General features: G+C 44.6%; 25 protein-coding genes and 1 pseudogene. 8 read left to right on the forward strand and 18 right to left on the reverse strand.

Annotated elements, in window-relative coordinates; all coding sequences use genetic code 11:
* Positions 1 to 225: 225 nt before the first annotated feature.
* Positions 226 to 1,623: an alanine/glycine:cation symporter family protein gene (locus DW085_RS05345; RefSeq protein ID WP_243033938.1), complete on the reverse strand. Its 1,398-nt coding sequence runs from the start codon at positions 1,621 to 1,623 to the stop codon at positions 226 to 228.
* Between the two features lie 650 nt (positions 1,624 to 2,273).
* Between DW085_RS05345 and DW085_RS05350 the strand changes: the two genes are divergently transcribed.
* Both DW085_RS05350 and DW085_RS05355 read left to right on the forward strand, forming a co-directional pair.
* Complete coding sequence (locus DW085_RS05350; protein WP_182430796.1) at positions 2,274 to 3,158, forward strand: LysR family transcriptional regulator; 885 nt, start codon at positions 2,274 to 2,276, stop codon at positions 3,156 to 3,158.
* A 58-nt stretch (positions 3,159 to 3,216) separates the two neighbouring features.
* The gene (locus DW085_RS05355) at positions 3,217 to 4,140 is read left to right on the forward strand and encodes a LysR family transcriptional regulator (RefSeq protein ID WP_118468310.1); all 924 of its coding nucleotides are present in this window, start codon (positions 3,217 to 3,219) and stop codon (positions 4,138 to 4,140) included.
* A gap of 83 nt (positions 4,141 to 4,223) precedes the next feature.
* Here the strand turns inward: DW085_RS05355 and DW085_RS05360 are convergent, their stop codons facing one another.
* A complete protein-coding gene (locus tag DW085_RS05360; protein WP_022360005.1) occupies positions 4,224 to 4,508 on the reverse strand; it encodes a helix-turn-helix transcriptional regulator in 285 nt (94 codons plus the stop codon).
* Positions 4,509 to 4,822: 314 nt separating this feature from the next.
* Between DW085_RS05360 and DW085_RS05365 the strand changes: the two genes are divergently transcribed.
* From DW085_RS05365 to DW085_RS05385, 6 genes are all read left to right on the forward strand, one after another.
* Entirely contained in the window at positions 4,823 to 6,145 is a 1,323-nt protein-coding gene (locus DW085_RS05365; RefSeq protein ID WP_022360004.1) for a sodium-dependent transporter, read from the forward strand.
* A 494-nt stretch (positions 6,146 to 6,639) separates the two neighbouring features.
* Positions 6,640 to 7,665, forward strand: coding sequence for an ATP-binding cassette domain-containing protein (locus DW085_RS05370; protein ID WP_118491685.1), 1,026 nt, complete (start codon positions 6,640 to 6,642; stop codon positions 7,663 to 7,665).
* Positions 7,662 to 8,330 carry a methionine ABC transporter permease gene (locus DW085_RS05375; protein ID WP_118491687.1) on the forward strand — a complete coding sequence of 223 codons (669 nt, stop codon included), beginning with the start codon at positions 7,662 to 7,664 and terminating at the stop codon, positions 8,328 to 8,330. Before DW085_RS05370 ends, DW085_RS05375 begins: the two co-directional genes overlap by 4 nt.
* A 69-nt stretch (positions 8,331 to 8,399) precedes the next feature.
* Positions 8,400 to 8,711, forward strand: a complete 312-nt coding sequence (locus DW085_RS19610; protein ID WP_243033939.1) for a hypothetical protein — start codon at positions 8,400 to 8,402, stop codon at positions 8,709 to 8,711.
* Positions 8,642 to 9,304, forward strand: a complete 663-nt coding sequence (locus DW085_RS05380) for a MetQ/NlpA family ABC transporter substrate-binding protein (RefSeq protein WP_243033943.1) — start codon at positions 8,642 to 8,644, stop codon at positions 9,302 to 9,304. The genes DW085_RS19610 and DW085_RS05380 overlap by 70 nt, the downstream gene beginning before the upstream one ends.
* Before the next feature lie 47 nt (positions 9,305 to 9,351).
* Entirely contained in the window at positions 9,352 to 10,692 is a 1,341-nt protein-coding gene (locus DW085_RS05385) for an amidohydrolase (protein ID WP_118491690.1), read from the forward strand.
* Between the two features lie 87 nt (positions 10,693 to 10,779).
* On the opposite strand, the gene DW085_RS05390 is transcribed toward DW085_RS05385, so the two are convergent.
* From DW085_RS05390 to DW085_RS05465, 16 genes and pseudogenes are all read right to left on the reverse strand, one after another.
* On the reverse strand, positions 10,780 to 12,324 hold the full coding sequence (locus DW085_RS05390) for a helix-turn-helix domain-containing protein (RefSeq protein ID WP_118491692.1): 1,545 nt from the start codon (positions 12,322 to 12,324) through the stop codon (positions 10,780 to 10,782).
* 82 nt (positions 12,325 to 12,406) lie between these two features.
* Positions 12,407 to 13,597 (reverse strand): amidohydrolase family protein, encoded by a 1,191-nt coding sequence (locus tag DW085_RS05395; protein WP_118491694.1) that lies wholly within the window; start codon positions 13,595 to 13,597, stop codon positions 12,407 to 12,409.
* A gap of 19 nt (positions 13,598 to 13,616) precedes the next feature.
* Positions 13,617 to 14,270: a hypothetical protein gene (locus DW085_RS05400; protein WP_118491696.1), complete on the reverse strand. Its 654-nt coding sequence runs from the start codon at positions 14,268 to 14,270 to the stop codon at positions 13,617 to 13,619.
* Positions 14,271 to 14,291: 21 nt separating this feature from the next.
* The gene (locus DW085_RS05405; RefSeq protein ID WP_181357189.1) at positions 14,292 to 15,002 is read right to left on the reverse strand and encodes a DUF5058 family protein; all 711 of its coding nucleotides are present in this window, start codon (positions 15,000 to 15,002) and stop codon (positions 14,292 to 14,294) included.
* 273 nt (positions 15,003 to 15,275) lie between these two features.
* Positions 15,276 to 15,932: an HD domain-containing protein gene (locus tag DW085_RS05410; protein ID WP_118491700.1), complete on the reverse strand. Its 657-nt coding sequence runs from the start codon at positions 15,930 to 15,932 to the stop codon at positions 15,276 to 15,278.
* Between the two features lie 408 nt (positions 15,933 to 16,340).
* A pseudogene (locus DW085_RS05415) lies at positions 16,341 to 16,676 on the reverse strand (translation elongation factor G); the annotation flags it as partial.
* 70 nt (positions 16,677 to 16,746) lie between these two features.
* Positions 16,747 to 17,502 carry a TraX family protein gene (locus DW085_RS05420; RefSeq protein ID WP_118491702.1) on the reverse strand — a complete coding sequence of 252 codons (756 nt, stop codon included), beginning with the start codon at positions 17,500 to 17,502 and terminating at the stop codon, positions 16,747 to 16,749.
* A gap of 104 nt (positions 17,503 to 17,606) precedes the next feature.
* On the reverse strand, positions 17,607 to 18,353 hold the full coding sequence (locus tag DW085_RS05425; RefSeq protein WP_118491704.1) for a hypothetical protein: 747 nt from the start codon (positions 18,351 to 18,353) through the stop codon (positions 17,607 to 17,609).
* A 108-nt stretch (positions 18,354 to 18,461) separates the two neighbouring features.
* Entirely contained in the window at positions 18,462 to 19,376 is a 915-nt protein-coding gene (locus DW085_RS05430) for a hypothetical protein (protein ID WP_243033940.1), read from the reverse strand.
* A 138-nt stretch (positions 19,377 to 19,514) separates the two neighbouring features.
* The gene (locus DW085_RS05435; RefSeq protein ID WP_118491706.1) at positions 19,515 to 19,946 is read right to left on the reverse strand and encodes an N-acetyltransferase; all 432 of its coding nucleotides are present in this window, start codon (positions 19,944 to 19,946) and stop codon (positions 19,515 to 19,517) included.
* A gap of 55 nt (positions 19,947 to 20,001) precedes the next feature.
* Complete coding sequence (locus DW085_RS05440; protein ID WP_107000623.1) at positions 20,002 to 20,592, reverse strand: nitroreductase family protein; 591 nt, start codon at positions 20,590 to 20,592, stop codon at positions 20,002 to 20,004.
* Positions 20,593 to 20,621: 29 nt separating this feature from the next.
* Positions 20,622 to 21,296, reverse strand: a complete 675-nt coding sequence (gene sfsA, locus DW085_RS05445) for a DNA/RNA nuclease SfsA (RefSeq protein WP_118491707.1) — start codon at positions 21,294 to 21,296, stop codon at positions 20,622 to 20,624.
* An 86-nt stretch (positions 21,297 to 21,382) separates the two neighbouring features.
* Positions 21,383 to 22,336: an L-lactate dehydrogenase gene (locus tag DW085_RS05450; protein WP_022359991.1), complete on the reverse strand. Its 954-nt coding sequence runs from the start codon at positions 22,334 to 22,336 to the stop codon at positions 21,383 to 21,385.
* Between the two features lie 479 nt (positions 22,337 to 22,815).
* A complete protein-coding gene (locus tag DW085_RS05455) occupies positions 22,816 to 23,460 on the reverse strand; it encodes a cysteine hydrolase (protein WP_022359990.1) in 645 nt (214 codons plus the stop codon).
* 17 nt (positions 23,461 to 23,477) lie between these two features.
* Positions 23,478 to 24,806 carry a TRAP transporter large permease gene (locus DW085_RS05460; RefSeq protein ID WP_022359989.1) on the reverse strand — a complete coding sequence of 443 codons (1,329 nt, stop codon included), beginning with the start codon at positions 24,804 to 24,806 and terminating at the stop codon, positions 23,478 to 23,480.
* Positions 24,803 to 25,336, reverse strand: coding sequence for a TRAP transporter small permease (locus DW085_RS05465; protein ID WP_107000625.1), 534 nt, complete (start codon positions 25,334 to 25,336; stop codon positions 24,803 to 24,805). Before DW085_RS05465 ends, DW085_RS05460 begins: the two co-directional genes overlap by 4 nt.
* Positions 25,337 to 25,421 lie beyond the last annotated feature (85 nt).

The raw sequence follows: 25,421 nt of genomic DNA on the forward strand, positions 1-25,421 counted from the left end.
CATAGGAACATCCTATGAAACAAAAAAACAGCCCCTGCCACACGACAGGGACTGCCTTTTATATTAGACTCTAGGAGTTAAGCTCTATATCTAATAATATGTAACGATTTACATCCGATTATTTATCTTCTGCGATACGTTTTTTGTTGATGTCTTTCCACATCTCAACGTCTACGCCCTTCCAGCAAAGCTTATCCGGGTTGTAGTACGGGTCTTTCTTTGCTTTCATCTGCTCTTCGTAGTCTTTGTACAGCGCAAATACCTCGGAGACAGAAGCAGTACAACTAACATGTTGATCCATGTAGATCCACCAAGTGCAAGGTCGGAAAGATTCCAAGCCAGACCGGAATCGATATTGCCCCAGATGAAGATAAGGATAGGCATAACAATCTGCATAATTCTGATAACCACTTTACGGGTAGCTGCTTTATCATCGCCCTGGAACAGGTAAAGAACCGAAGTCTCGCCCTCGTAATAGTAGCTGATTAAGCAGGTAAAGGAGAACAGAGCCAGCATGATAGCAATGAACAGAGGAGCAATACTTCCCATAACGGTGCTGCAGGCATTCTGAACGAAAATAACGCCATATGTTCCATCTGCTGCTAACTGAGCCATCTGATCGTGCATTGCACCGGTACCACCGATGTAACCAAACTGTGTATTGTAGCATCCGCTTAAGAGCATCATCAGACCAGAAGCGGTACATACGATAACGGTATCCAGCCAAACACCAGCTGCGTTTGCCATACCCTGTTTAATCGGGTGGCTGGTCTCTGCTGCTGCTGCGGTCGGCATGGACTCACCCATACCAGATGCAGATGAGAATGTGCCTCGTTTAACACCCTGCTGGATAGCGATACCAACGCCGCCGCCCAGAAGAGCTTCTTTGGAACCAAATGCACAGGATACAACCTGAGCGATAACGCTCGGAATCTGACCTGCGTTTGCGATTAAGATAACGACTGTTGCAATCAGGTAAACACCTACCATCGGCGGAACCAGCATAGATGCTACAGAACTGATTCGTTTAACACCACCCATAACTACAACTGCCATAGCCAGTGCGATAACCAGAGCTGAAATCCACATCGGAATACCTAAAGCGTTCTTAAATCCATCGCAGATTGTATAGGTAGCTGCTGCCGGCATGAATAATACAACGCCCAGTCCGAAGAATGCTGCATAGAAGGCACCATAAGCTTTCCAACCAAGACCTCTCTCAGCACAGTAAGCACCGCCGCTTCGATACTGACCATCGATACGGTTCTTATAAAGTACGGATAATGTACACTCAGTAAAGCAAACAGCAGAGTTTGTCATACCAGCGATGATCATCCAAAAGAGTGCGCCAGGTCCGCCCATGTAAAGAGCCACGGCTACACCGGCTACGTTACCGGTACCAACACGCATCGCCATGGTTGTACAGAAGGATGCGAATGAAGAAATACCGGATTCAGACTCCGACTTGTCAATGATTCGGCTCCACATATCTTTGAAATGAACAAACTGGAAAAAGCCGAGACGGATTGTAAAGTATAAACCACTACCAACAATCAGAACTAACATTCCAACGCCCCAAATGGGTCCGTTCAACATACCGACAATGTTGTTAATTGCTTCCATATAAAGTTCCCCCTTTATTTGATGTAGTGCCGCGCGCTGGCTAAGCAAGTTTTTCAATTCGCTCAAAAAACTTCTTGCTTTTGAAAAAATTATATCACTAAAGTGAAATTTGTTCAATAACATTATTTGAATTTATTATGCAGGATTTTCATGAAATAACGCAAAGTCATGAATCCCTCTGTGCTTTTCATGAAATAAATTGCACTTTTTCGAGCATCAATTTAGTATAAATGCACAAATATCATGATATTTTGTCTACAACTGCGCCATTTCCCGTTAGACTCCCGTTCAGAATTTTGTCCATTTTCTTTCGGAGTTTCATGAATTTTGTTTACCATTTGTTTATTTTTTAACCTTTTGTGTGATTCATTTAGATGAATTTTTTGTGTTGTATTTGAGATCCTAGGCATATTTCTATCTTTTTCTCCCATTCTTTCACGAATATGATATACTAGGGACACTTGGCAGAGCCATCGGAATGAATGTCCGCCGCACACGCACCCACATAATCCGCCCGGATATTCCGTATGAATCAGATTTGTATTCTACGTAATTTATACAAATTTTCTCATCCTCCTTTGGTATCTGTCAGTTCTGTACATTTTATGAATCAGACCGAACGCTTATTACGAAAATGGAGGGAGTATTTTTTGGATCTTAAAGATATGCGGCTTTTTTTAGCCATTGCAGAAGAAAAGAACCTGACGCGTGCCGCCCAGAAAAACGGTTACACCCAGTCGGCGGCAAGCCATATGCTGCGAAATATTGAAACGGAACTCGGGTTTTCCCTGTTTTCACGTTCCCAGAGGGGACTTGCCCTGACGCGGAACGGCGAGGCACTGCTTTCCCCGATCCGGCGGACGCTGGCGGCGGCAGAATATTTTGATCAGACAGCCGCCTCCATCCGGGGTGTCCAGACCGGTCATATCCGGATCGGCGCTTATCTAAGTGCTTCCGTCCAGTGGCTGCCGCCCGCCCTCAAAAAATTCTTGTCCGATTACCCGGATATGACCGTGGAAGTGCTGGAAGGGTGCTCACAGGAGATTGATGGGTGGCTGGAAAATGGCTCCATCGATTTCGGCATCGTCGGTCCCCACCCGGACGGAAAGATGGACTGGCTTCCCCTGAAAAAAGAACCCTACCTGGCTGTCTGCGCGAACGATTCCCCTTATTCAGAATATGAGCGCTTTAACTTAAAAGATCTCCCCAAGGTTTCTTATATAGAAGAAAAAGGTGAAACCGACCTGCTGCGCCAGTTCCAGCAGCTCGGTATCGCACCGCCCAAGCCAGTGTTTACCTCGCAGAACACCTACTCCATGCTCGCGATGGTCAGCCACAACCTGGGGGTCTGCATCCTGCCGGAGCTGGTCGTCCGCGATATTTCTAAAAATGTTGTCCGGCTGCCGCTCAATCCGCCAATGGAGCGCGTGCTCGGCGTCCGGATTCCGTCAGCAAAAAAAGCGTCCCCAGCTGCCAGCCTGCTGATCGCGCAGCTGCAGCGGACAGTGTTTGAGTTGGAAGGACCACTTTTATAGTCAGATGCTTTTTAGAAACTTAAGATGAAAGTTTTGGGAAAAGAGGCGTCATTCGAATATGAATTTTCAATCAATGGAATATTTTGCTGCGGTTGCGAAAAACCGCAGCTTCACTAGGGCTGCCGATGCGCTGCATATTACCCAGCAGACATTAAGCGCCCATATCGCCGGAATCGAGCGGGAGCTTGGATGTCCGCTCCTAATCCGTCACATCCCGCTGGAGCTTACCTATGCGGGGGAGGTATTTCTGCGCTATGCAACGGAATTTAATACAAAATATGACTGTATGCTTCACGAATTTGGCGATATTTTAAATAACCAGACAGGAAAACTGCGGATCGGCATCGCATTCACGCGCGGACACGCCATCATGCCGGAGCTGATCGCCGCCTTTCAAAAGGAATATCCCGGCGTGGATGTGGAACTCGTCGAATCTTCCAACGATGTGCTGCAAAAATACCTGCTGGACGGCACAATTGATCTGGCGATCGCCAATTTTTCAGTTCGCATTCCCGGCATCATTCTGCGGGATTTCTATGAGGAAGAGATGGTTCTCATCGTCTCCACTGCCCTGCTGCAGAACATTTACGGCAAACAGACCGAAGCCATTATCCAGGAAGTCAGCCGCCATCACCGCTACTCCCTTCTGGCTCCATGTCCGTTTCTCCTAAACCGTGAACATGATCTAGTCGGACGCATCGGGCGGAATATCCTCGCGACAGACAACTTCGTCCCCTCGGTTCATGCCTGCTCTGACAACATCGCTACCCTGCTTGCCCTCTGCGCGATGGGAAAAGGTGCCTGCATCAGCCCAAAAAACCTCGCATTTTCTATTCTCAGCAAGGAACAGCTGGATACACTCCATGTCTTTACGCTCGGGGAAGAAGCGCGGTACCCGATCAAATTTGCGTGGCTGGAACAGAGCTATGAGTGGAATATGATTTCACGGTTTATTGAATCGTCGCTGAAATGCACTCATTAAAAACAGGGGAGACAGCCTCACACACACCGCTGTCTCCCCTGTTTACTCCCCAAATGGTCCCTGTGCGCCCCGGCGCACGCCTCTTATTCATCTACCAATGTAATCTGTACCCTTTTCCCCATCGCCGCTGCGATCTTTACCATAAAATCCAGCGACGGATTGTAGCTGCCGCTCTCGAAGCGGGTGATATTCGGCTGGGAAATCCCCGCCTTTCTGCCAAGCTCCGTCTGTGTCATGCCGTTTAACTTACGATTCTGCTTAAATCCCTCGATCGTCGCCTCCCGCGCCTCCTGCTGCCAGCGCTCCATCCACTGTCTATATTCCGCATCCGTCTGAAACGTCTCCGGAATCCTGTTTGCGTTTTTCATTGTGCTACCTTCTCCTTTTCGAATCTGCTCTGCAGCGGCGCCACCCTCCCAAAGCCCGCCGCTGCCGTCCTCTATAGAATACCATCTTTCCACCCTATAAATCAAGGTATTTCCCTGTAACGGTCCACCGGCAGTTACTTTAGATCGCCTTTTCCCCTAAAACATACGATTCGCGCGCTCTGCCACTTGAAAGCAATGCCTCTCTTCTGGTATAATAGATGAACTTATGCAAACATCTGCCTGACCGCTTCCAATCGGCGGACTCCTAGATATTTGCGGCAAATCTTATATAATGTTTGAGGAGTTACAATTTCATGGAAAAAAGAGAATCTTTCAACAGTAAGTGGGGCTTCATCCTCGCCTGTATCGGCTCGGCGGTCGGCATGGGAAATCTCTGGATGTTTCCTACCCGCGTCTCCCTGTACGGCGGCGGCTCGTTCCTGATCCCGTACTTTATCTTCGTCGCCCTGATCGGCTCCACGGGTGTCATCGGGGAAATGTGCCTGGGACGCGGCACCCGCTCCGGTCCAATTGACGCGTTCGGCGCTGCCTGCGAGACACGCGGCAGGCGCAAACTGGGTGACGCGCTCGGTTTCATCCCGGCAGCCGGTTCCCTCGCGATGGCGATCGGCTATACCGTCGTCATGGGCTGGATCCTAAAATATGCCATCGGAGCCTTTACCGGTGCCACGCTTGCCCCGGCCGACACAGACGGTTTTGCCTCTGCTTTCGGCTCGATGGCGTCCGCATTTGGAAACAATGGCTGGCAGCTTGCCGCCCTCTTCTTCTGCATTCTGATTCTGATGTTCGGCGTCGGAAGCGGAATCGAGAACGCCAACAAGCTGATGATGCCGGTATTCTTCATCCTGTTTGTCTTTTTAGGCATCTACGTGGCATTCCAGCCGGGTGCGATGCAGGGCTACCGCTACATTTTCCGCATCGATCCTGAGATCCTCGCAGACCCAAAAACATGGATTTTCGCACTGGGGCAGGCATTTTTCTCCCTGTCCGTCGCCGGAAATGGAACCTTAATCTATGGTTCCTACCTCTCCGATGAGGAAAACATCCCGGCATCTGCCGCGCGGGTTGCCCTGTTTGATACGATCGCCGCGATTCTCGCCGCCCTCGTCATCATCCCGGCAATGGCAACCACCGGTGCAAAACTTGATCAGGGTGGTCCGGGACTTCTCTTCATCTACCTCCCGAACCTCATCCGCTCAATGCCGGGCGGTACGTTGATCGCGATCATTTTCTTCGTAGCCGTTCTCTTCGCCGGGATGACCTCCCTGCTCAACCTCTACGAAGCACCGATCGCCACCGTCCAGGAAAAACTCCACCTTGGCCGCGTCCCTGCCTGCGCGGTTATCGGTATCATCGGAGCTGCCGTCTCCCTGTTAATCCAGGGCATCGTCTCCGACTGGATGGACGTTCTCTCCATCTACATCTGCCCCCTCGGTGCCGGACTCGCCGGAATCATGTTCTTCTGGGTATTCGGAAAAGACTATGCAGAAACGCAGGTCAACAAAGGCCGCGAAAAGAAATTTTCAAAATGGTTTGTACCGGTGTGCCGCTATATTTATATTCCGGTATGTGTGCTGGTATTAATATTAGGCATCGCATTGGGCGGTATTGGATGATATTGGATGATATAAAAAAATGATTGACAAATCTCATTTCCGCGCTATAATAAGAACTATCATTCAAAACCTACAAAACAAGTAGGAAATATATTTTTATAATCGTTTATGAATTTTAAGGAAAGGAGGAAACCATCATGAGAACATCTTATTCAGTTATGTCTGCTATGTGTTGTTGTATGGAGTGTATGTGCTGCTGTTGCTGTGACACTCTTACTTTTGTTGTGCAGACAGATAACTGGATGATATCTTCATGAGGTTTTTCTCATCTTGCTTTCACTGGAAAGTGATAGATACAATCCAATTTAGGAGGTCTGGACAACCAGACCTCCTTTTTTGTACCCATTTATATTTCAGTATGCAAAATTAAATATTTATATTGCATCCAGATATATCATTCGTATAAAAAACGCGACACATACAGAAGTCATTTTTCAGGAATTATCCCTTAAAAATGTGCTTCCCCAGATAAACACAGTTAAAGGAGACCAGAAATGATTCGATTTGAACATTTAAGTAAAACATTCCAGACGAAAGACGGTGCATTTGAAGCACTGAAGGATGTGTCCTTCGAAATCGAAAAGGGCGATATCTACGGCGTCATCGGTTACAGCGGTGCCGGAAAATCCACCCTGATCCGAATGGTAAACGCCCTGGAAAGACCGACTTCCGGAAAGATTTTCGTTGAAGATAAGGACATTGGAAGCCTGAGTGCAAAAGAGCTTCGCAGCCTCCGAAAGGGAATCGGAATGATTTTCCAGCAGTTCAACCTCCTGGAATCCAAGACAATTTACGACAACGTCGCGATTGCCCTGAAACTAAACGGCACACCCAAAAAAGACATCGAAGCGCGTGTGAATGAGCTGCTGGAGTTCGTCGAACTTTCCGATAAGAAGTCCTACTATCCGGGACAGCTCTCCGGCGGACAGAAACAGCGCGTCGGTATCGCAAGGGCACTTGCAAATAATCCGTCGATTCTTCTTTGCGATGAGGCGACCAGCGCCCTCGACCCGAAAACGACCGATTCCATTCTCAATTTGCTAAAGAAGATTAATGAAACCCTTCATATTACAATTGTGATTATCACACATGAGATGAATGTCATCCAGAAAATCTGTAATAAAGTCGCCGTTATGGATTTCGGTAAAGTCGTAGAAACGGGCTCTGTCATCCAGGTTTTCTCAGACCCGCAGTCTGATATCGCCAAACGGTTTGTCGGCAATCTCATCCACGACGTTATTCCGGAACCGCTCGTCGAGAGCATCCGCCGGGAAACGCGGAACAGCCGCCTGCTCCGCATCAAGCTGGAAAATACAGACAGCACCGAGCCGCTTCTCTGGGATATCAACCGGCGGTTTGAGGTGGAAACCAACATTCTCTACTCCACCATCAACGTTATTCAGGGCATCGTCGTCGGCATCATGCTCGTTCTCTTCATCGGAAGCGACGAGGAAATCAAAAAAGCCGAGCGCTACATTCTCGAATCAAACGAAGAATATAAGGAGGTTGTATTACCATGATTCAGCAGTATTTAGGCATTTCGCCAGACAAACTCATCAAGGCCGGTTGGGAAACCCTGTATATGGTCGGTTTTTCCCTGATTATCGGTTCCATCGTCGGATTTTTCATCGCCATTGTCTTATGGCTGACCCGCAAAGGCGGGCTCAAGGAAAATCCATTGCTTTACACGATTTTAAACGGCTTCATCAACATCATCCGAAGCACACCGTTTATCATCCTTCTGGTATGTGTAATGCCCTTTACGAAAATCATCGTCGGCACCCGGATCGGTACCAGGGCGGCTATCGTGCCATTAGTTATCTATACCGCCCCATTTTTAGCAAGACTTCTTGAGACATCGCTTCTGGAAGTCGGCGGCGGCATCATCGAGGCAGCCCAGTCGATGGGAGCGACCACGTTCCAGATTATCGTTCATTTTGTGCTTCCGGAAGCATTTGCTTCGGTTATCTTGGCTCTGACAACCGGCACCATCGCCCTCATCGGAGCAACTGCGATGGCTGGCTACATCGGAGGCGGCGGCATCGGAAACATCGCCCTGACCTACGGCTATCAGACCTTTAACTTCCCGCTGATGTTTGCGACCGTTTTCATCCTGATTGCATTTGTCTGGATCATCCAGAGTCTGGGAAACCGGCTGGCACAGAAGAGACGGACCCATCAGTAACTTATAACTTATTTCTATTGAAGAAACTGCTAATTTAAATACACTTAAAAGAAAAAGGAGAACTCAATTATGAAAAATGTAAAAGCTTATGTAAGAACCACCCTGACCGCCGGTCTGATCCTCGCAGCTGCTGTTCTGGGAGCTGCTCCAAGAGTGATGCCGGAAGCTCTGCCGCTGATACTGCCGCTGCTTCTTCCGGCACCGAATCTGTTGCTTCCGCCGATGCTTCTGATTTTAATAAGAAGGAACTCAAATACGGCAAAGCGGCCGGACCCTACACGGTTTTATTTGAAGATGCCATTAAACCGATTCTGGAAAAAGAAGGTTATACACTCACCGAGGTTGATTTCTCCGACCTTCTCCAGAATGATCTTGCTTTAAATGACGGCGAGATCGATTTCAATGTAGAACAGCATACCGCTTATGCTGAAAACTTCAACGAAGCCCAGAAGGGTGACCTGGTTCCGATTTCCCCGATTCCGACCGTTCCGGCTGCCATCTTCTCTGCCACCGAAACCTCTCTGGACGCCATTCAAGACGGTGCCAAAGTAGCCGTTCCGGACGATGCCGCCAACACAGCCCGCGCTTATGTTCTCTTACAGAAAGCCGGATGGATCACCTTAAACCCGGATGTGGATCTCTCCACTGTCACCCAGGCGGATATCACGGAAAACCCTTACAACATCGAATTTACCGAAATGAACTCCACTAATATTCCAGCTGTTTTAGATGACTTTGATTATGCGGTTATCACCGGAAGTATTGTATACAATGCAGGAATCGATCCATCCACTGCCCTTCTTCAGGAAGACATTCTGCCGCATCTGATTCTGCAGGTCGTTGTAAAAGAGGAAAATAAAGATGCTCAGTGGGCAAAAGATATCGTTGCTGCTTACCACTCCGATAAATTCAAAGAATATTTAGACAAGAATAACAATGGTTTATGGTTTGTTCCGGAGGAACTGTTTAACTAATAGGAAACAGCATCGGAAGACATCAGCAGGAAACAGGAGGATTTCACATGGCTCTCATTTTAGATAAAACCGAACAGAAAATTGTCGATATCATCGACGCACACCGCAACGAGATCATCGCATTCGCCAAAGATATCTACACCCATGCAGAGCTGGGTTATAAAGAATACAGAACTGCAGAAAAATTTGCTTCTTTCATGAAAAATCTGGGTCTTGAGACAAAGGAAGGACTGGCTGTCACCGGTGTCAAAGCCTACTTAAATGAAGAAGAGAAAACGAATGTAAGTCTGGCTCTCATCGGGGAACTGGATGCGCTCCGCATCCCGGAACATAAATATGCCAATCCGGAGACTCAGGGAGCTCACTGCTGCGGACATCATGCCCAGCTGGCCGGTGTCATCGGTGCAGCCCTGGCTCTGACCAATGAAGATGTAAAAAAAGAGCTGGACGGACAGGTTGTATTCTTCGCCGTACCGGCAGAGGAATATGGTGAGATTGAATTTAAAAACTCCCTGACCGCCCAGGGAAAAATCAAATACGGCGGCGGAAAATGTGAACTCATCCGCGTCGGTGCTTTTGATGACATTGACCTGGATATCGTCCACCACACCGGAGACAAGGATATCAGCATTGGTTCTCACTCCAACAACGGTTTCGTCTCCAAGGTCATTCGTTATAAGGGACTGGCTGCCCACGCAGCCAGTGCCCCGCATCTGGGAGTCAATGCATTAAATGCAGCCTTCCTCGGACTTTCCGCCCTGGCTTACCAGCGTGAAACCTTCCGGGATGATGACCATGTCCGGATTCATCCCATTATCACAAAAGGCGGAAATCTCGTCAATGTAGTACCGGATGAGGTGGTAATCGAAACTCTGGTACGTGCCGCCAACAAGGATGCCATCGCAGATGCTGCTTCCAAAACCGACCGTGCCTTCAAAGCCGGTGCCATCGCCGTCGGTGCTGCCTGCGAAATCACCACTATGCCCGGATATCTTCCGGCTCTGAGTGAAAAAGCCGATGAATCAGTCCTGGCAGCCGCTGAGATTGCCGCACAAACCAGTGAAAAAGATTACCAGATCGTCCAGGAAAATACCCACGCCTACAGCGGCGGTTCCACCGATGTGGGGGATGTACAGCATCTGCAGCCGGTCCTTACCTTCAACACCGGCGGTAAAGTAAGCGGCCTCCACTCCGTTGACTTCGATATCGTGGATGAGGAACTTGCCTATGTGGTCACTGCAAAAATCTTTGCCCTCTCCGCTTACCGCCTGCTTCGGGATGGGGCTGTGAAAGCAAAAGAAATTGTAGAGAATTATCAGCCCATCTTTACCAAAGAGGAGTATATCAAATATATGGATTCCTTTATTAAGACGGAGACGTATTCATAATGGATTTCATTATTTGCTAAATTTCTAATATTTTATAGAAAAGACAGGAGATATTGTTTATTGCAACACGTCCTGTCTTTTCCTCCCTCACAAAATATCCTTTTCTTCTAGTATTTCTGGATATAAATCCAATATTTTATATGTAAATAGCAATCTTTCTACAATATCTGCCGTATAGTTTGAAATTCCCGATAAGTCATTAAATTTTCTTAATCTATATTCCATTGTATTTCGATGAATTCCCAATTTCTGTGCAGCTGCTGTTACACTAGCAAGTTCTAAAGCAATTCTTTTAGAATATGCAAATGAAGTACCATATTTGTGGTCATATCTAAATACCTCTAGTAATTCAGGCATACAAAAGTATTGGATATGTCCTTCCCTTCCAATCTTCTTTATAGCACAATACATAATATAATCTTGATAATGAATCAGGCTTTTATTAAAATGCAGACTTTTTTCAAGTCCTATAACCATTAATAGTTGATTAAGAATATATGCAAAATCTGTAATTTTATGGAATTGATTGCTGCATACTGCTAGCAAATCATATTTTTCCAGAAATGCTTCCAACACATTCAAGCATATTCCAACCTCTTTTGTATCAAAAAATAAAATCAGTTTTCTATTGACTTCAAGAATAATGGCTTCAGGGAAAATCAGCGACAAATGATTTCTATATGACATCATCATTCGTGACTCTGCCTTTCCTGTTTTATCAGAAATAGCAATTATATAGTAATGATCATGAAGCATCCACGAAAAACCTTCTGCCCGTTTTTTGAACTCTGCTTCTGAGTATTTTGCATCCTGAATTAATTCTTGCAATAGATTTTCACTTCGTGTTGTATTAGGTAAAATATTTTCTTTTTCAAGAAATAGTTGAAGTGCTCCACACAAAAAATTCATAATTTCGATATCACTATCTTTGAACGGATGATTATAAGCCACCGTTAAAAACCAGCCAAAATATCTTCGATTTACAATCAAACGGCAAATCAAACGTTCTCTTTTTTTTGGTGATTTCAAAAGAAACGTCTGCGGTGTATTTTTTATTTGCTCCAGAACGTTAGCGTAATCGTATTTTTGAAATAGTTCACTTGTCACATATCCCATTCGAAATACACTATTTAATATCTCGTCATCTGCAGCCATTACTTCATTTGCCGAATGTACCAATAATCTTGTTGTAAAATCTTGTAATAAAATAGGATTTCCAAGGATACTAGCAGCAACATCCAATAAATCCTTTATAGACGTACAATCAAACAAAGCACGACTGATCGCCAATTCTGCCTCCAAGATACGACTTTCCAAATTTAATTTCGATAAAAGTGCTGTAAACACTTCTCCCGGAGCATCACTCTGATATATTATATAATTCTCTGGTTTCTGCATATCAATAAAATCATTCAAATTTCCTAAAAGAATAAATATAGATGGGGCTTCCAGACAGCCATCTCCTACCTCTAACAATACCGGAGCTGTTACCACATAAATAATATTTTTTGTGAATGCTACAGACGTCAATGAAAGATTACAGACTTGGCAAATGTTCTGAGACATATCTTTTATGTGAATTTCTTCTACATTCTCAGCTGATAATGCCTCTATCAAAACGGAAAGCTTCATATTTTCTCACCTACTTCTACAATTAGCAAAGAGGCACTACAAGCGCAGCACCTCTCTAGTTCCAGCTTTAATTGTCTTTATCTTAAACCATTTCTCCTGATTTGTATACCTGAATCAAGCAATCCGTGTATGCTTTCAAATTAGTATATGGATTTTCTCCCAAAAGCACTAAGTCAGCAATCTTACCTGGCTCAATCGTTCCAATTTCTTCTGACATCCCTAATACTTCTGCCGATGTTAACGTTGCAGAAGAAATAATCTTTTCTGGAGGCATTCCATAATCCTGCATAACTAGCATTTCCTTAAATGCAGATGGCTGTGAACCAAAGCACGGAGAACCCGCATCCGTTCCTAATGCAATCTTCACCCCTTTTTCCATTGCTCTCACAAAAGTGCTTTTCTGCTGTCTTGTTACAAGAGCAGAACGTTCCACCATAAAATCACTTAACACACCCTTGTTTTCCGATAATATTTTATAAATAGCCAATGTTGGAACCAAAGTTAGTCCTTTTTCTTTCATCATGTCTAAATACTCATCCGGAATGTCCGGTCCATGTTCAATCGTATCAATTCCTGCCTTGATACATTCAATAATTCCTTCCTGCGAAACTGCATGAACAGCAACCTTCATATGAAGACGATGTGCTTCATGAACAATAAATTTAAGCTGATCTAAATCGTACATGCTTGGTCCAACATCTTCCAAGCCAGCTGCACCACCAGTATCCATAATTTTAATCCACTGGCAACGGATTCCTTTTTTTACAAACAAAGTCTTTTTTTCCCGTATTGCATACAAAAGTTCATCTTTCGTATTTGCAATCGTTCCAATTGATGGAACATGTCCATATATACTCTGAATTGCAGAACCGCATGGAATAACTCTCGAACCTTTAATCCATCCCTTTTCAACTGCAAACGCCGTTTCAATTGATAAATCCTTAGGACTTCCTACTTCTCGTATGGTTGTAACTCCCTTTTTTAAAGAATTTTCAACATTATGTACACTTCTCAAAAAAGCTTGATATGGACCGTACATTTCATCCATATCTTCTGAAATAGCGCTTCCGTCCCATGTACTATGTACATGCATATCAATAATTCCTGGTGATAAATATTTTCCTTCACCGTCTACTACCTGCTCCGCAGAACTCTTGATATCTCTTTCCATTTTCTCTATTCTTTCATTTTTGATCAAAACATCCACATCAGAAAGTATCTGCTGATTTCGAACATCAACTACATTCACATGTTTAAATAATAAAGTACTCATTAATCCTTCACCTCCATTTTTATTCCTGTTTTATAATACCTGTTTTATACATGAATCTGGCAATAATAATTGTAAGCGCTATTCCTCCTAACAATACCCACTGAAGATCAATTTTTAATACTAATATTCCAAATAAGCAAAGAACGACTGAAACAACTGAAACCTTGAATTCTTTTAAAAGCCATAGTCCAGCTAAAGCACCAAATATTGCAGGAACGACATTACTAAATGCCGGAGCTAGAACTGAAGAATTTAACAATGGGGTCAATGGCTGCATCAAAACGATTCCCAAGGCAATAATTACCGTTGTCGTGATACTGGATACTGCCACTGCCACAACTGATACAGCATTTGCTTTTTCACTTCCAGCTTCTATACCAGCTATACTCATTGCTGACAACGCACAAGGAATTTTCTGATTCTGCAGGTTTCCGGTAATATAAGTCAAATAAAGGCTTCCTGGTCCTAAAATAGGTGGAAAAGCAATCATTTCACTTAAAACATATGAAGCCATCAAAATCCACATTGTTAAAACTCCTGGCCATATTATTTTAAAATCCGGCCATATTCCAGAACGTACTGAAGCAAAAAACGGAAATGCGCAGATTGCAATCAACATTGCCCATCCATATAATCTTCCATCATGATGCATTTTCTTTTCAAAATCAGTCATTAGACTTCACTCCTTTCCTAATTATGCTAAGAGCGGTGTTATAATCATTGATAATACTAATCCAAATAAAATTGTTAACGGAAAAGCATAATCTTTCAACCATTTTAGTGCTGGATTTTTCGCTGCCAAATTACATACATATGAAAACAGAAAACATCCAATAATAACCAGACTCGGAACAATTCCTTTCTTTCCACTATTAATTGCAAACGCAGCAATTACTGTAACTAATGCACAAAGACTGAAAATACCAATCCAACGGCTATCCTTTTTTCGGAAAACATCATAGGTTTTACAAACTGGTTTTAAAACCACTAAGACAATTGGCAATGCAACTGAACATCCTAATGTCATCGACCATGCAGCATTAATCCATGCCTCGATCGTCATTGTCGTCGATGTAAACTCAACTCCCATTGCTTCTGCTGCCATTGTTGCTGAAATTAATTCATTATTTGCTGAGCCTATAACAGAAGTCCTAAGCCACGGCAATGCTACACCAAGAACTGGAACCATTACGATTACGCTAAGCACAATCGGGATAGATGGAACCAAACTGATTCCAATGCAATTAATAACAATTTTTTTTAGCTCTTCCTTGCTTACTCCCAACCTTTCTGCTTCTTTCCAACCATTTTTCAAAAAAATGATACAGACAATGGTAACTAAAACCAAAACAACGGCAACAAAGATTGTAAAACTAGCATTGTTTACAAATTTCTGATAATCCATTCCCATTCCTCCTTGCTGTAAATATTTTCTTGTTGCAATTATTTTATAAAACCTTGTATTATTTTTCATTGTGCTCAGTGTACAAATCTATAATCGCATTTTTGTCTGTATGTTTAATGTATTTGTCGTTTTTAACAAGATTTTCAGTCTTTTCCGGCATCATATGACTAAAATAAGGCGAGAAGTGCTTCTCGTCACTGCACTTCTCGCCTCATTTATAATTGTATATTCAAAAACACCTTAAGCATTTTTCCATTCATTCACCGTTGATTTTTACAGCACCTTCCGTCCATTTACAGTCAACTTAAAGGTCGTTCCCAGTATCTCCGCCGACTTCCGGCAAAGCATCATTCTTCCCAGGAAAATCTCAAAATAATCATACATGGAACATATCTTTTCGTCTACCTGAAGATTCAGGGCAATAACTGAACGATCCTTTTCAATCTTAAGTTTGGACTCTGTTACCGCATAATTCACACGGTCGTGGATATCAAAAGCGGCTCTCTCTTTTTCACGAACACGGCTTCTTCGTACATCCGTCTTATCAGCGATAATCAGAGCTGCGGATATTACATCCTCCGGACTTCCGGTGGACTCATCATGGTTGCCAATGGCCGATATAATCGTAATCCGGTCATCCAGCGGCATATCCATCTCCTTCAGTAAAGAATTTGCCAGAAGGGCCCCGTACTCCGCATGATGGGTGCGATTGATGGCATTGCCGATATCATGCATATATCCGGCTATCTTTACCAGCTCTATCTCATGGTCTGAATATCCGAACCGCTCCAGTATCTTTCCTGCCTGACGCGCCACCTGTACGCAGTGAGCCTGGGAATGATCGGTATACCCAAGCTGTCCCAGATTTTCATCACCTTTCTTTAAATAGGCATTAATTTCTTCATTTTTACATATTTCCTTAAATGTCAAACTTGTCTCTCCTTTTAAATTTCAAGAACGCCATCGGCATTCCTTCTGCGGGATACTAAACAAATAGGTAACCCCGCCCAAATCAATACCTGCTCTCGGAAAGCTCCCCCGGGAAGCTTTCCAGAGCAGAATAACAAATTTAAGAGAGTGCAACTATCTAATTTATGTAAAATTCATAAGTATCTATGTAAAATAAAAGCATCTTCAGAGCTGAATCTGGGTATTCCAAATTCAGCTCTGAAGATGCTTTGAGCCTCTATTCTTCCTTTTTTTTCATCTGCTTCAGCAGTTCTTCCGATACTCCATCCAGCAGATAATTCTTATGTCCGCTTCTCCCTGGCTGCTTCCGCCTTTTTGTGCGGCACCGGCAGCTGACTCTTTCCGGTGTGCGGCAGTCTCACCGTAGACACCGGCTCCGTGGGAACAGAAGACCGAGCCGCTTGGGTTTGCCAAATCCGCATCCGGATCATAACCGGCTGCTTCGATGACCTCTTCCTCATTATGGCAGGGTCCATATCCATCCAGGCATGAAACCGGTGCACGGCCGGTAAGTATCGCCTGTCCATCCTCCAGAACCGGTCCTTCAAAAACCGCAAACCGGCGTTCCAGATCCGTCATTGCACGTCCTACCATCTTGTCCGGTATCGTCAGATGAAATGCATAAAATGGCTCCAAAAGCATCGAATGTGCCTGCATCAGACCATGACGGATAGCCCGGTAAACCGACTGACGGAAATCACCGCCATTCAAGGTATTCACAGGCAATTTTACTACCTGTTATGATACCATGAATGGCGGTGATTGTAAAATTTTATCATCGGTTGATGAAATTCAGTACCACCACAAGCAGCAGCATATGAACTGGATAAAATGCATAACAGAGATACTGGAATGGTTTACTGTGGTAGCCCTGTCTGCCGCGGTACAGCCAGATGGGGATCAATGCCAGAAGCGCAAGCCCCTGCTGGCACAATTCAAATTCCATGCCAAAGAGCTGAACCGGATACATCAGACCGCCCAGCAGTTCCACATTCAGCCAGTATAGGGCAGCCAGCTGTCCCAAGAAGCACCACCATTTCCGCCCATGGAGGAAATAGAACACAAATACCGTCAGAACACCGACCCCGTAGTAATCCACCATGCAAAGAGTTCCCAGTACCAGACCTGCCGGCACAACCAAAACGCACACCAGCAGATACATCCAGGTTTTTCCTTTTTTCCGTACCTGTTCCATAAGCCAGACACCTAAAAGGCCCAACAGGAATGTCCAGAGGACATTCTGGTGAACCGGATAAAACCAGGTACCGCCGTACATCAAATCAAAGGGAATTTCTGAAAGCACTGCAAACAGCAGCATCCGAAGGATGTACTTTTTAAAGCTTCTGGTGTGGAAGTACCCCTCCACCGCCATAAAAGCGAAGATAGGAAATGCCACTCTTCCGGCACAGGTAAGCCACTCCCTAGCAGGAAGAAGCGTCGCCCAAAGGTGATCCATCAGCATAAGTGTCATGGCGATAATGTGCAGGACAGCTGCAGTAAGTTCAAAGTTTTTTGAAGCAGATGAATCCATTCAGTTCTTGTTCCTTTCCTATTGCATTTCTATCGTATAATTATAGCTGTATGTGTGAACATAAAGCATATTGTCCTGAGGCACCAGAAGATCCGGCTGTTTTTTCAGCTCCAGCTTGCAATAACTTCGCCGGTGTGAAGGTTGAGCTGATAAAGATAATCCTTTTCCGAGGTAAAACCATACCCGCAGATAATAACGTCCTTTTTTACAATAAAATTCATGGTGTTGCAGGTCTGATCCCCACTTCGCCAAAGAAGCTTGTTATTTTCCAGATCATAGGCAAACATAAAGCAGCTATCCGGCTGTGCGTAACCATTTGTCACACTGATGCCATAAAAGATATCATCCAGGAGGCAGGCATTATTGCCGTTGATATACCATTTATCCGTTGGATACTCCAGCACATACAGACAATTTCCGGAAATATTTTCATAAATATACAGCGCATCCCCGGACCAGATATACTGATATTCGTCATCATAGAAATTATTCCATTCCTTTCCGACCATAGGAAGGGATAACTGTTTGCTTTCATACCATTCGTTCGCAAAATCGATTCCATTTTCCTCTTCCGACACAATTTTTAACGTTAACGGTGAAACTGCATCTCCCTTCGGATGAATCTCCCCAACTCCGGATAAGTCAATGGTGATATACTTAGTTTCAGGAGCCGCATTTTCCCCTTCCCCTGCATCCTCATTTTGAATCAATACGGACTCCTCACCGGTCTCCCGGACACTTTCTGCAACACTTGACTCATTTTGCATCGTATAATCCATGTCCTTCTTGCCACAGCCAGCCAGGGTAAGCAAACAAGTCCACACAATCATAAAAGTTAGAAGTTTTTTCATATATATCCATTCCTCTATGCTCAAAAAGATGTTATCACTTTGGATGAACTTTCTTCTGAGCCATTTCTATTTGAACACGTTGAGAAGTTACCTTAACTTATCTCTATATCAAAACATGCCCGGCAGTTTCGCCGCCAGGAATAATCCAGCACCAAATGAGATCAGATTGGCCACAAAGGAATACAGGGTATAATATGCATCCTCCTTTTTCTTTTCTGATAGCCTCTTAAGAATTGTGCAATACAACACTGCCTCCAGAGCAAATACAATCAGCTCAAAAAGTACATAGAAAAATGTAAATGCAAGAGGGCCGGAATTATAATTAATCACATTGAGCAGCACATTTAAGATAATCTGCGTAATAATGTTGACAACAGCCAGAATCAACAGCTGTTTTTTCTGTCTGAAACCAAACAACAGCGCCACCAGCATTTCGATTAAAATAGTAAGGACGATCCTTGCCCCAAGAGCCAGCATCTCCTGCCGGTAATTATACGAACGGTAGGCCTCAATCCGCTCATTGGTACTCAAATCATCATTGTATTCCATCGAACCGATATCCACACCATCCATATCCACTGTATAATACGTATCAAATGCATAACGAGCATAAATTCCACTGGATACAAAGGTTTCCGTTTCCGGATAATATAGAAGAATTTTAAAATCATCCGGCGGATAATAGGTCCATGCAAGCTCTTTGCTTTCACTTACCTTCCAGCTCCGCTGCAGAAAATAGTATCCATCCGAATCCTTGTAATTCACAAAGATCTCCCAGATACCAGGATCCATGTACTCTTTCTGGGCACTCTCCGTTCTTCCATCCCAGGCACTTGCCGGACCAGTAGATTTCTCCTTCGACAGCAAAGTTCCATAACAGAGCTCATCCCCCATATGCTCAAACTGAATCCGAACAGAGGCCTTTGGTCCCATATCGGCATTGGCTGTCATCGGAAATACTGAAACTGCCATTATCATACACAAAAGCATTATAAAAACAAGACTGTATTTTCTATTTTTCATACCAAAAGCCTCCCTTCAGATATTTTTATTCTGGTGAAGAATCTCATCGGCATTCTTGCTGCAAAATACTACATCCGATGGGAATCATCTTCCATCTTATAAACAAACAGGCGGTTCATCCCCTCCTGCCATGGGTATTCAAATTCCAGACGATTCCCAATTCATCACATATTCTTTTTCTCTTGTGAATTCGTCCATCTCTTCACTCTGAATAGTAAATCCTTCTCGTTGATAAAAAGACATTGCTCTGACATTCTTCTGGTATACCTTTAACTGTAATCTGTCTTTTTTATCCTTGATGTAATCCAACAATATTTTACCTATGCCACGTGACTGCATTTCATCAGAAACAAAAATACCTTCTATATATTCATCATTTATTCCTATAAAGCCTTGAATCATTTTATCATCTTCATACACATAAACTTCCGCCTGTGGCAGCATTTCCTTCACGAATTCATAGTTGCTTATCCAGTATTGTTCAGAAATAAAAAAATGTGCTTTCAGATTAGTTTTCAACCATATGTCAGCGACTCTATTTATATCTACCTTCTGCAACTTTCTAATCATAACGATTATTCTCCATCCAACCTGATTATAACACGATTAACTCATTACGATTTACCTATCTGTACTCAACAATTTCTTCGAAAGGTTTCCTTGGTCTTTTAGCCGGAGCTTCATTGGCAAAGCCAATCGCAACAATTCCTGTCAACTGGCTGTCTGTTCCGATAAAATCCATCAGCTCATTATAGGCAAAACAAGTATTGGCAATCCATAAGGTGCCCAATCCATATCCCGTTGCTGTCAGAATCATATTTTCAATCGCCGCACCTATGGACAGTGAATCACATATTTCAACAATTCGCTTTTCATTTTCAATGCTTGCAAATGGAGTATGCTGGTTGGTATTAAGCACTGCTATAAGGCATGGGGCCTCCTGCATGATTCTAACGGTATTCTCAGCATCCGGTATGGCAAATGCCCATTCCGGCATAAGTTCATGGGTCATTTTTTCTGAATTTATACCATGACGCATGACATCAACCAGTTTATCTTTTTCTTTCCCCTGATATACAATAAATTTCCAAGGCTGCCTGTTTTTAGCAGATGGTGCAAGGGAAGCACTGTATATGATCTCGTCAATTAACTTCCTTTCGATCTCATCTGGCTTATATTTTCTTATACTTCTTCTATTCTCAATTTCACGTATCATAGATTTCTCTCTCCTTTAGAACCTTGCCCTCAAGACTCATCTTCTCCTATGATTTCCAACCTATCCATCCCAACATGACATTTCAGGAAAAGCACCTCAACACCTGCTGCCTTTGCCTCATGAAGTGCAGCGCCAAATTCGGGATGCGTTTCCGTATTCGGCCTGACTTCACTGATGCCTTCCATTTGAATCACAAATGCTATCAAACATTTATATCCTTGTCCGCACGCAGCTGCAAGTTCCCTTAAATGCTTAACTCCTCTTTCCGTCGGGGCATCTGGAAAATATCCAACTCCGTCTATCTCAAGGGTGCAGCCTTTGACTTCCATTAGATATTTTTGCTTTCCTTTTTCCATATAGAAATCCATCCGGCTATTTCCAAAGGTATACTCTGGTTTAATACAATCATACCCCTGTGTCATCAGCCATTCTTTTACCACTTTATTCGGTGCCTGAGAATCAATGTTAACCCATATCTTATTCTTCTTAACTGCAATCAAATCATAGCGAGTCTTTCGATTTGGATTCTTTTCTATGCAATCTTCCAAAATCACTTCCGCCCCCCGCAGCAGTAATTCACGACAACGCCCCGTATTCTTTACATGAACCGGTTCTACCTCTTCCGAGCCATCAATCTTTACCCGCGCAATAAAACGATTGGGACGTTCTATGAAAATTGCTTTCACTATCTTATCATATTTCATGTGACGTGTCCTATAGAAAAAAATTTTATAGTAAAACCGATTGGTTCAGATGGGCTGCCGTGCCAATGTACGGCAGCCATCTGGCATCATTCTATCAGCCCTTTCGCTACCTCTTTCAGTTTCTTAGCCGACTCCACCAGCTTCTCCGCCTCTTCCTCACTCAATGCAATCGGCACATGCGTCTCCACACCCCCGATTCCCACGATCGCCGGCATACTCAGCGTGATATCTTCGATGCCGTACTCCCCGTGCATCATCGCAGACACCGGCAGAATCGAGCGCTCATTGCGGACGATACACTCGCAGATACGTTTTACCGACATCGCAATTCCGTAATACGTCGCCTGTTTTTTCGAAATAATCTCGTAAGCACTGTTTTTGACCTTCTCCGCGATCGCGTCCATCGCCGCATCGTGGTTAAAATGCCCGCGCATCTCGCAGAAATCGTTCAGCGGAATGCCCGATACATTCGTACTGCTCCACGCCGCGATCTCGCTGTCCCCGTGCTCACCGATGATAAACGAATGTACACTCCGGCTGTCCACGCCCAGGTGTTCGCCCAGCGCATATTTAAGCCGTGCCGTGTCAAGCACCGTACCCGAACCGAGCACCCGGTTCTCCGGCAGCCCGCTCAGTTTCAATGCCACATACGTCAAAATATCCACCGGATTCGATACGATCAGCAGAATCCCGCCAAAATCGCGTTTTACAATCTCCGGGATGATACTCTGATAAATTGCCGTATTCTTCTGCACCAGGTCAAGCCGCGTCTCCCCCGGCTTCTGGTTCGCCCCCGCTGTGATAATGATGATCGCCGCGTCCGCCGCGTCGTCATACGTGCCCGCGTAGATCTTCATCTGCCCTGCAAACGGAATCCCGTGCGCGATATCCTTCGCCTCGCCGTCCGCCTTTTCCATATTCACATCTAACAGAACCAGCTCGGAAAATAACCGGCTCTGCATCAGTGTAAATGCCGTTGCTGAACCCACAAATCCGCACCCGATGACTGCCGCTTTTCTTGGATTTACCTCTCTGCTCATACGCTCATTTCTCCTTTTTTCTCCGGCTTATACTGCATGTCCATATTTCTAGCATCCACTCTCTGCATATGGACAAGCATGCCTCTAGTCTCTCCTGCCATTCATATGTATTGTGCCGCTTACAAGAAGGAGTATACATGCTTTGGGACATTTTTTCAGTTGTTTTAACAACGAAAATAGAAACTACAACACTTTCTGATCATCCGACGACAATGTGATCTACCAACAAAGAGGCGTTTCCATCATGTATTTTTCCGTACAGTCCCGCTGCTTCGATTCTGCCGAAATCTATTTTCACTTTGCATCACAACAGGCAGAGTTCTTCGTAACTATCTTATTTATGTAAAATTGAATAAAAACATGTAAAATCAACATTTTCATCGATAGACAAAAAAAGTCCCACGAAACTGCTACTTCCGGCAATCCCGTGGGATGTTTTCGTTTTTTTATTTCAAAGCTCTGCCACGCTCACATTCTGGCTACTCCAGCGCCTCCAGAAATTCCTCATGGTTCATGACTTTTCCAATCTTCGGGAAAATCCATTTTTCACAGAAATCCTGCTCTTCCTGCGTATCGGTCGCGGTGCAGTCGTTGATAACGATGACACGGTAGCCCTTATCATACGCCGAACGCGCCGATGACTCTACACACCAGTCGGTATGGAAACCAGTAAATGCTACATACTCGATCTCATTTGCCCGCAGATAATAGTCCAAACCAGTCGAATGGAACGCGTCTAGCGTTTTCTTGCCTTCAACCACCACATCACCCGGCTGCGGAGTCAATTCTTTGATAATCTCCGGTCCCGGTGTGCCGCGCAGCCATGCGCCGGTTCCCCAGTCTGCTTCCATATCCATCTCGATTCCACGCAGACCCTCACACGCCGGACCACCCTTTTTCAGCTCTGGAAATCCCGGATCAAACGGATGGAACGGGCAGTAAAAGATTTTTGCCACCTGACCTCGCGCCTTCTCCAGTAAATCCTGAAGATTGGCGATGACATGACGCTCGGCGAGCTGCTCCTTGATGTGGGCGTACATCGTTCCGCCCTCGGACAAGAAGTCATTCTGCGGTTCAATCAAAACAATCGCAACTTTCTCTTTCGGAATCTTAATCTGTGCCATACACTTCTCCTTTCCTATTACATCGCATTCGGCAGGAATAATACAATCTGCGGAATGAAAATACAAATCAAATCGACAATAATGATCGCTGCCAAAAACCACATCGAACCGGCGAAAATCTCGTTGACTGTGATCCCCTCCATGCCATCCATTCCGTACAGGGACGATTTAACGGTAAATACGTTCATGCCAAACGGAGGCGTAATCATACCGGTTTCAATCGCAATGATCATAACCAGACCGAACCATACTAAGTCATAGCCTAAATCTGCCATAATCGGGCACATCAGAGGCGTCGTTAAAAGCAGAATCGAAGTAGAATCCAGGATACATCCCAGTACCATCAGAATCAGGATAAATAATAAAACGATTCCGATCGGCGGGATGCTGAAACCTTCTACCAGATCCCGGAGTACATTGATGACACCGCACATGGACAACGTCTTGGAATATGTGGATGCCGATACCAGAAGAATCAGGACGCTGCCGGAGGTTGAACCTGCCGATAAAAGCGTCTCCCAGAACTCCTTGCGGTTGAATCGCTTCCGGAAAATCACAATCAGGAAAGCGCCGAACGCACCGACTCCGCCTGCTTCCGTCGGAGTGAAGAATCCACACCAGATACCTCCGAGGGAGATGATAATCAGAAGAACAATCGGCCACGGACGCAGCACAATTTTCCAGAAATTTTCTTTTTCATACTCAGTCAGCTCCTCTACCTCCGGAATATAATCCGGTTTGATATGTGCGACCGTCAAAATGACGATGATAAATGCGATCGTCATCAGAATACCCGGCATAACCGCCGCCACAAACAACTTGCCGATCGATACGTCCGCCTGCGAGCCGTAGACAATCATCAGAAGACTCGGAGGAATCAACATACCTAAGATCGCAGAGCCAGAGATCGTTCCCAGCGCGATCTTACGGTTATATTTCAGACGAAGCATCTGCGGAAGTGCAATTTTCGTAAAAACAGCCGCTGACGCAACCGTAACACCTGTGATAGCTGCGAAAATCGCATTGGCGATAACCGTCGCGATTCCGACGCCGCCCCGGACTTTCTTTAATAAAAGGCTGGCTGAATCATACAAATCCTGGCTGGCGCCGGATAAGTTCGCCAGAAGTCCCATCAAGACAAACAGCGGAATAACGCCGAACATATACTGCCGGACCGCGCCCCACGCCGACTGGCTTAGCACGTTCATCGCTGTTGAAAAACGTCCCGTGAAAAGGAATACACTGAGCACACTGGTAAACATCAGGGATGTGCTCAGATGAACACCAAAGAAAATCAGCGCCAGCAAAAGAATCAGTGAAAGTGCTGCTACTGCTCCTGTACTCATTCTGCCTTCCCCCCTTCTGCAAAGCTTTTTCCTGTAACTAATTCATACGTATACTTTATAATCTGGTTGATAAATTCCAGAATCATCAGCGCGGAACCGAATATAATGGAAAAACGCCCCGGAACCGTTGTGATACGGACCGATCCGGCTATCTCCGCTTCATGAATCGAAATTGCATTTAACAGATTTCCCCAGCTTGCCCGGATAATAAATGCATACACCAAAACACCAATCAGCGCTGCTACAATATCGATCACATGTTTTCCCTTTACACCGACCTTATCATACAGCATAGTTGTCCGGACATGGGCTCCCTTAACTGCTACATACGGAATCTCCAGAAAACATACGATAATGATAATGCTGCTGACAATTTCCGCCGTTCCCGCGAACGGTTTATTTAATATCAATCGGCTTAGAACGTCCGCTGTAATCAGAATCATGATTCCAAATACTGAGATCGCTGCAATTCCATCCATAATACTCAAAAAACGTTCCAGACACCGATCTAATTTTCTAAGGACTGACATATCATCCCACCTTTTCTCTCTTCTGTCTGTTCTTTCTCTGTCTTTCTGAACACATCGGGACATACCTTCGCTGTATGTCCCGATG

It is taken from the genome of Clostridium sp. AF50-3, assembly GCF_003477445.1.
In the GTDB taxonomy this organism is placed as follows: domain Bacteria; phylum Bacillota; class Clostridia; order Lachnospirales; family Lachnospiraceae; genus Otoolea; species Otoolea fessa.

What these genes read in the sequence shown, in the direction of transcription:
- DW085_RS05345 (WP_243033938.1), bottom strand. Translation starts at nt 1,623, where the DNA reads ATGGAAGCAATTAACAACATTGTCGGTATGTTGAACGGACCCATTTGG.
- DW085_RS05355 (WP_118468310.1), top strand. Translation starts at nt 3,217, where the DNA reads ATGAATTTTCAATCAATGGAATATTTTGCTGCGGTTGCGAAAAACCGC.
- DW085_RS05360 (WP_022360005.1), bottom strand. Translation starts at nt 4,508, where the DNA reads ATGAAAAACGCAAACAGGATTCCGGAGACGTTTCAGACGGATGCGGAA.
- DW085_RS05365 (WP_022360004.1), top strand. Translation starts at nt 4,823, where the DNA reads ATGGAAAAAAGAGAATCTTTCAACAGTAAGTGGGGCTTCATCCTCGCC.
- DW085_RS05370 (WP_118491685.1), top strand. Translation starts at nt 6,640, where the DNA reads ATGATTCGATTTGAACATTTAAGTAAAACATTCCAGACGAAAGACGGT.
- DW085_RS05375 (WP_118491687.1), top strand. Translation starts at nt 7,662, where the DNA reads ATGATTCAGCAGTATTTAGGCATTTCGCCAGACAAACTCATCAAGGCC.
- DW085_RS19610 (WP_243033939.1), top strand. Translation starts at nt 8,400, where the DNA reads ATGAAAAATGTAAAAGCTTATGTAAGAACCACCCTGACCGCCGGTCTG.
- DW085_RS05385 (WP_118491690.1), top strand. Translation starts at nt 9,352, where the DNA reads ATGGCTCTCATTTTAGATAAAACCGAACAGAAAATTGTCGATATCATC.
- DW085_RS05390 (WP_118491692.1), bottom strand. Translation starts at nt 12,324, where the DNA reads ATGAAGCTTTCCGTTTTGATAGAGGCATTATCAGCTGAGAATGTAGAA.
- DW085_RS05395 (WP_118491694.1), bottom strand. Translation starts at nt 13,597, where the DNA reads ATGAGTACTTTATTATTTAAACATGTGAATGTAGTTGATGTTCGAAAT.
- DW085_RS05400 (WP_118491696.1), bottom strand. Translation starts at nt 14,270, where the DNA reads ATGACTGATTTTGAAAAGAAAATGCATCATGATGGAAGATTATATGGA.
- DW085_RS05405 (WP_181357189.1), bottom strand. Translation starts at nt 15,002, where the DNA reads ATGGATTATCAGAAATTTGTAAACAATGCTAGTTTTACAATCTTTGTT.
- DW085_RS05420 (WP_118491702.1), bottom strand. Translation starts at nt 17,502, where the DNA reads ATGGATTCATCTGCTTCAAAAAACTTTGAACTTACTGCAGCTGTCCTG.
- DW085_RS05425 (WP_118491704.1), bottom strand. Translation starts at nt 18,353, where the DNA reads ATGAAAAAACTTCTAACTTTTATGATTGTGTGGACTTGTTTGCTTACC.
- DW085_RS05430 (WP_243033940.1), bottom strand. Translation starts at nt 19,376, where the DNA reads ATGAAAAATAGAAAATACAGTCTTGTTTTTATAATGCTTTTGTGTATG.
- DW085_RS05435 (WP_118491706.1), bottom strand. Translation starts at nt 19,946, where the DNA reads ATGATTAGAAAGTTGCAGAAGGTAGATATAAATAGAGTCGCTGACATA.
- DW085_RS05440 (WP_107000623.1), bottom strand. Translation starts at nt 20,592, where the DNA reads ATGATACGTGAAATTGAGAATAGAAGAAGTATAAGAAAATATAAGCCA.
- sfsA (WP_118491707.1), bottom strand. Translation starts at nt 21,296, where the DNA reads ATGAAATATGATAAGATAGTGAAAGCAATTTTCATAGAACGTCCCAAT.
- DW085_RS05450 (WP_022359991.1), bottom strand. Translation starts at nt 22,336, where the DNA reads ATGAGCAGAGAGGTAAATCCAAGAAAAGCGGCAGTCATCGGGTGCGGA.
- DW085_RS05455 (WP_022359990.1), bottom strand. Translation starts at nt 23,460, where the DNA reads ATGGCACAGATTAAGATTCCGAAAGAGAAAGTTGCGATTGTTTTGATT.
- DW085_RS05460 (WP_022359989.1), bottom strand. Translation starts at nt 24,806, where the DNA reads ATGAGTACAGGAGCAGTAGCAGCACTTTCACTGATTCTTTTGCTGGCG.
- DW085_RS05465 (WP_107000625.1), bottom strand. Translation starts at nt 25,336, where the DNA reads ATGTCAGTCCTTAGAAAATTAGATCGGTGTCTGGAACGTTTTTTGAGT.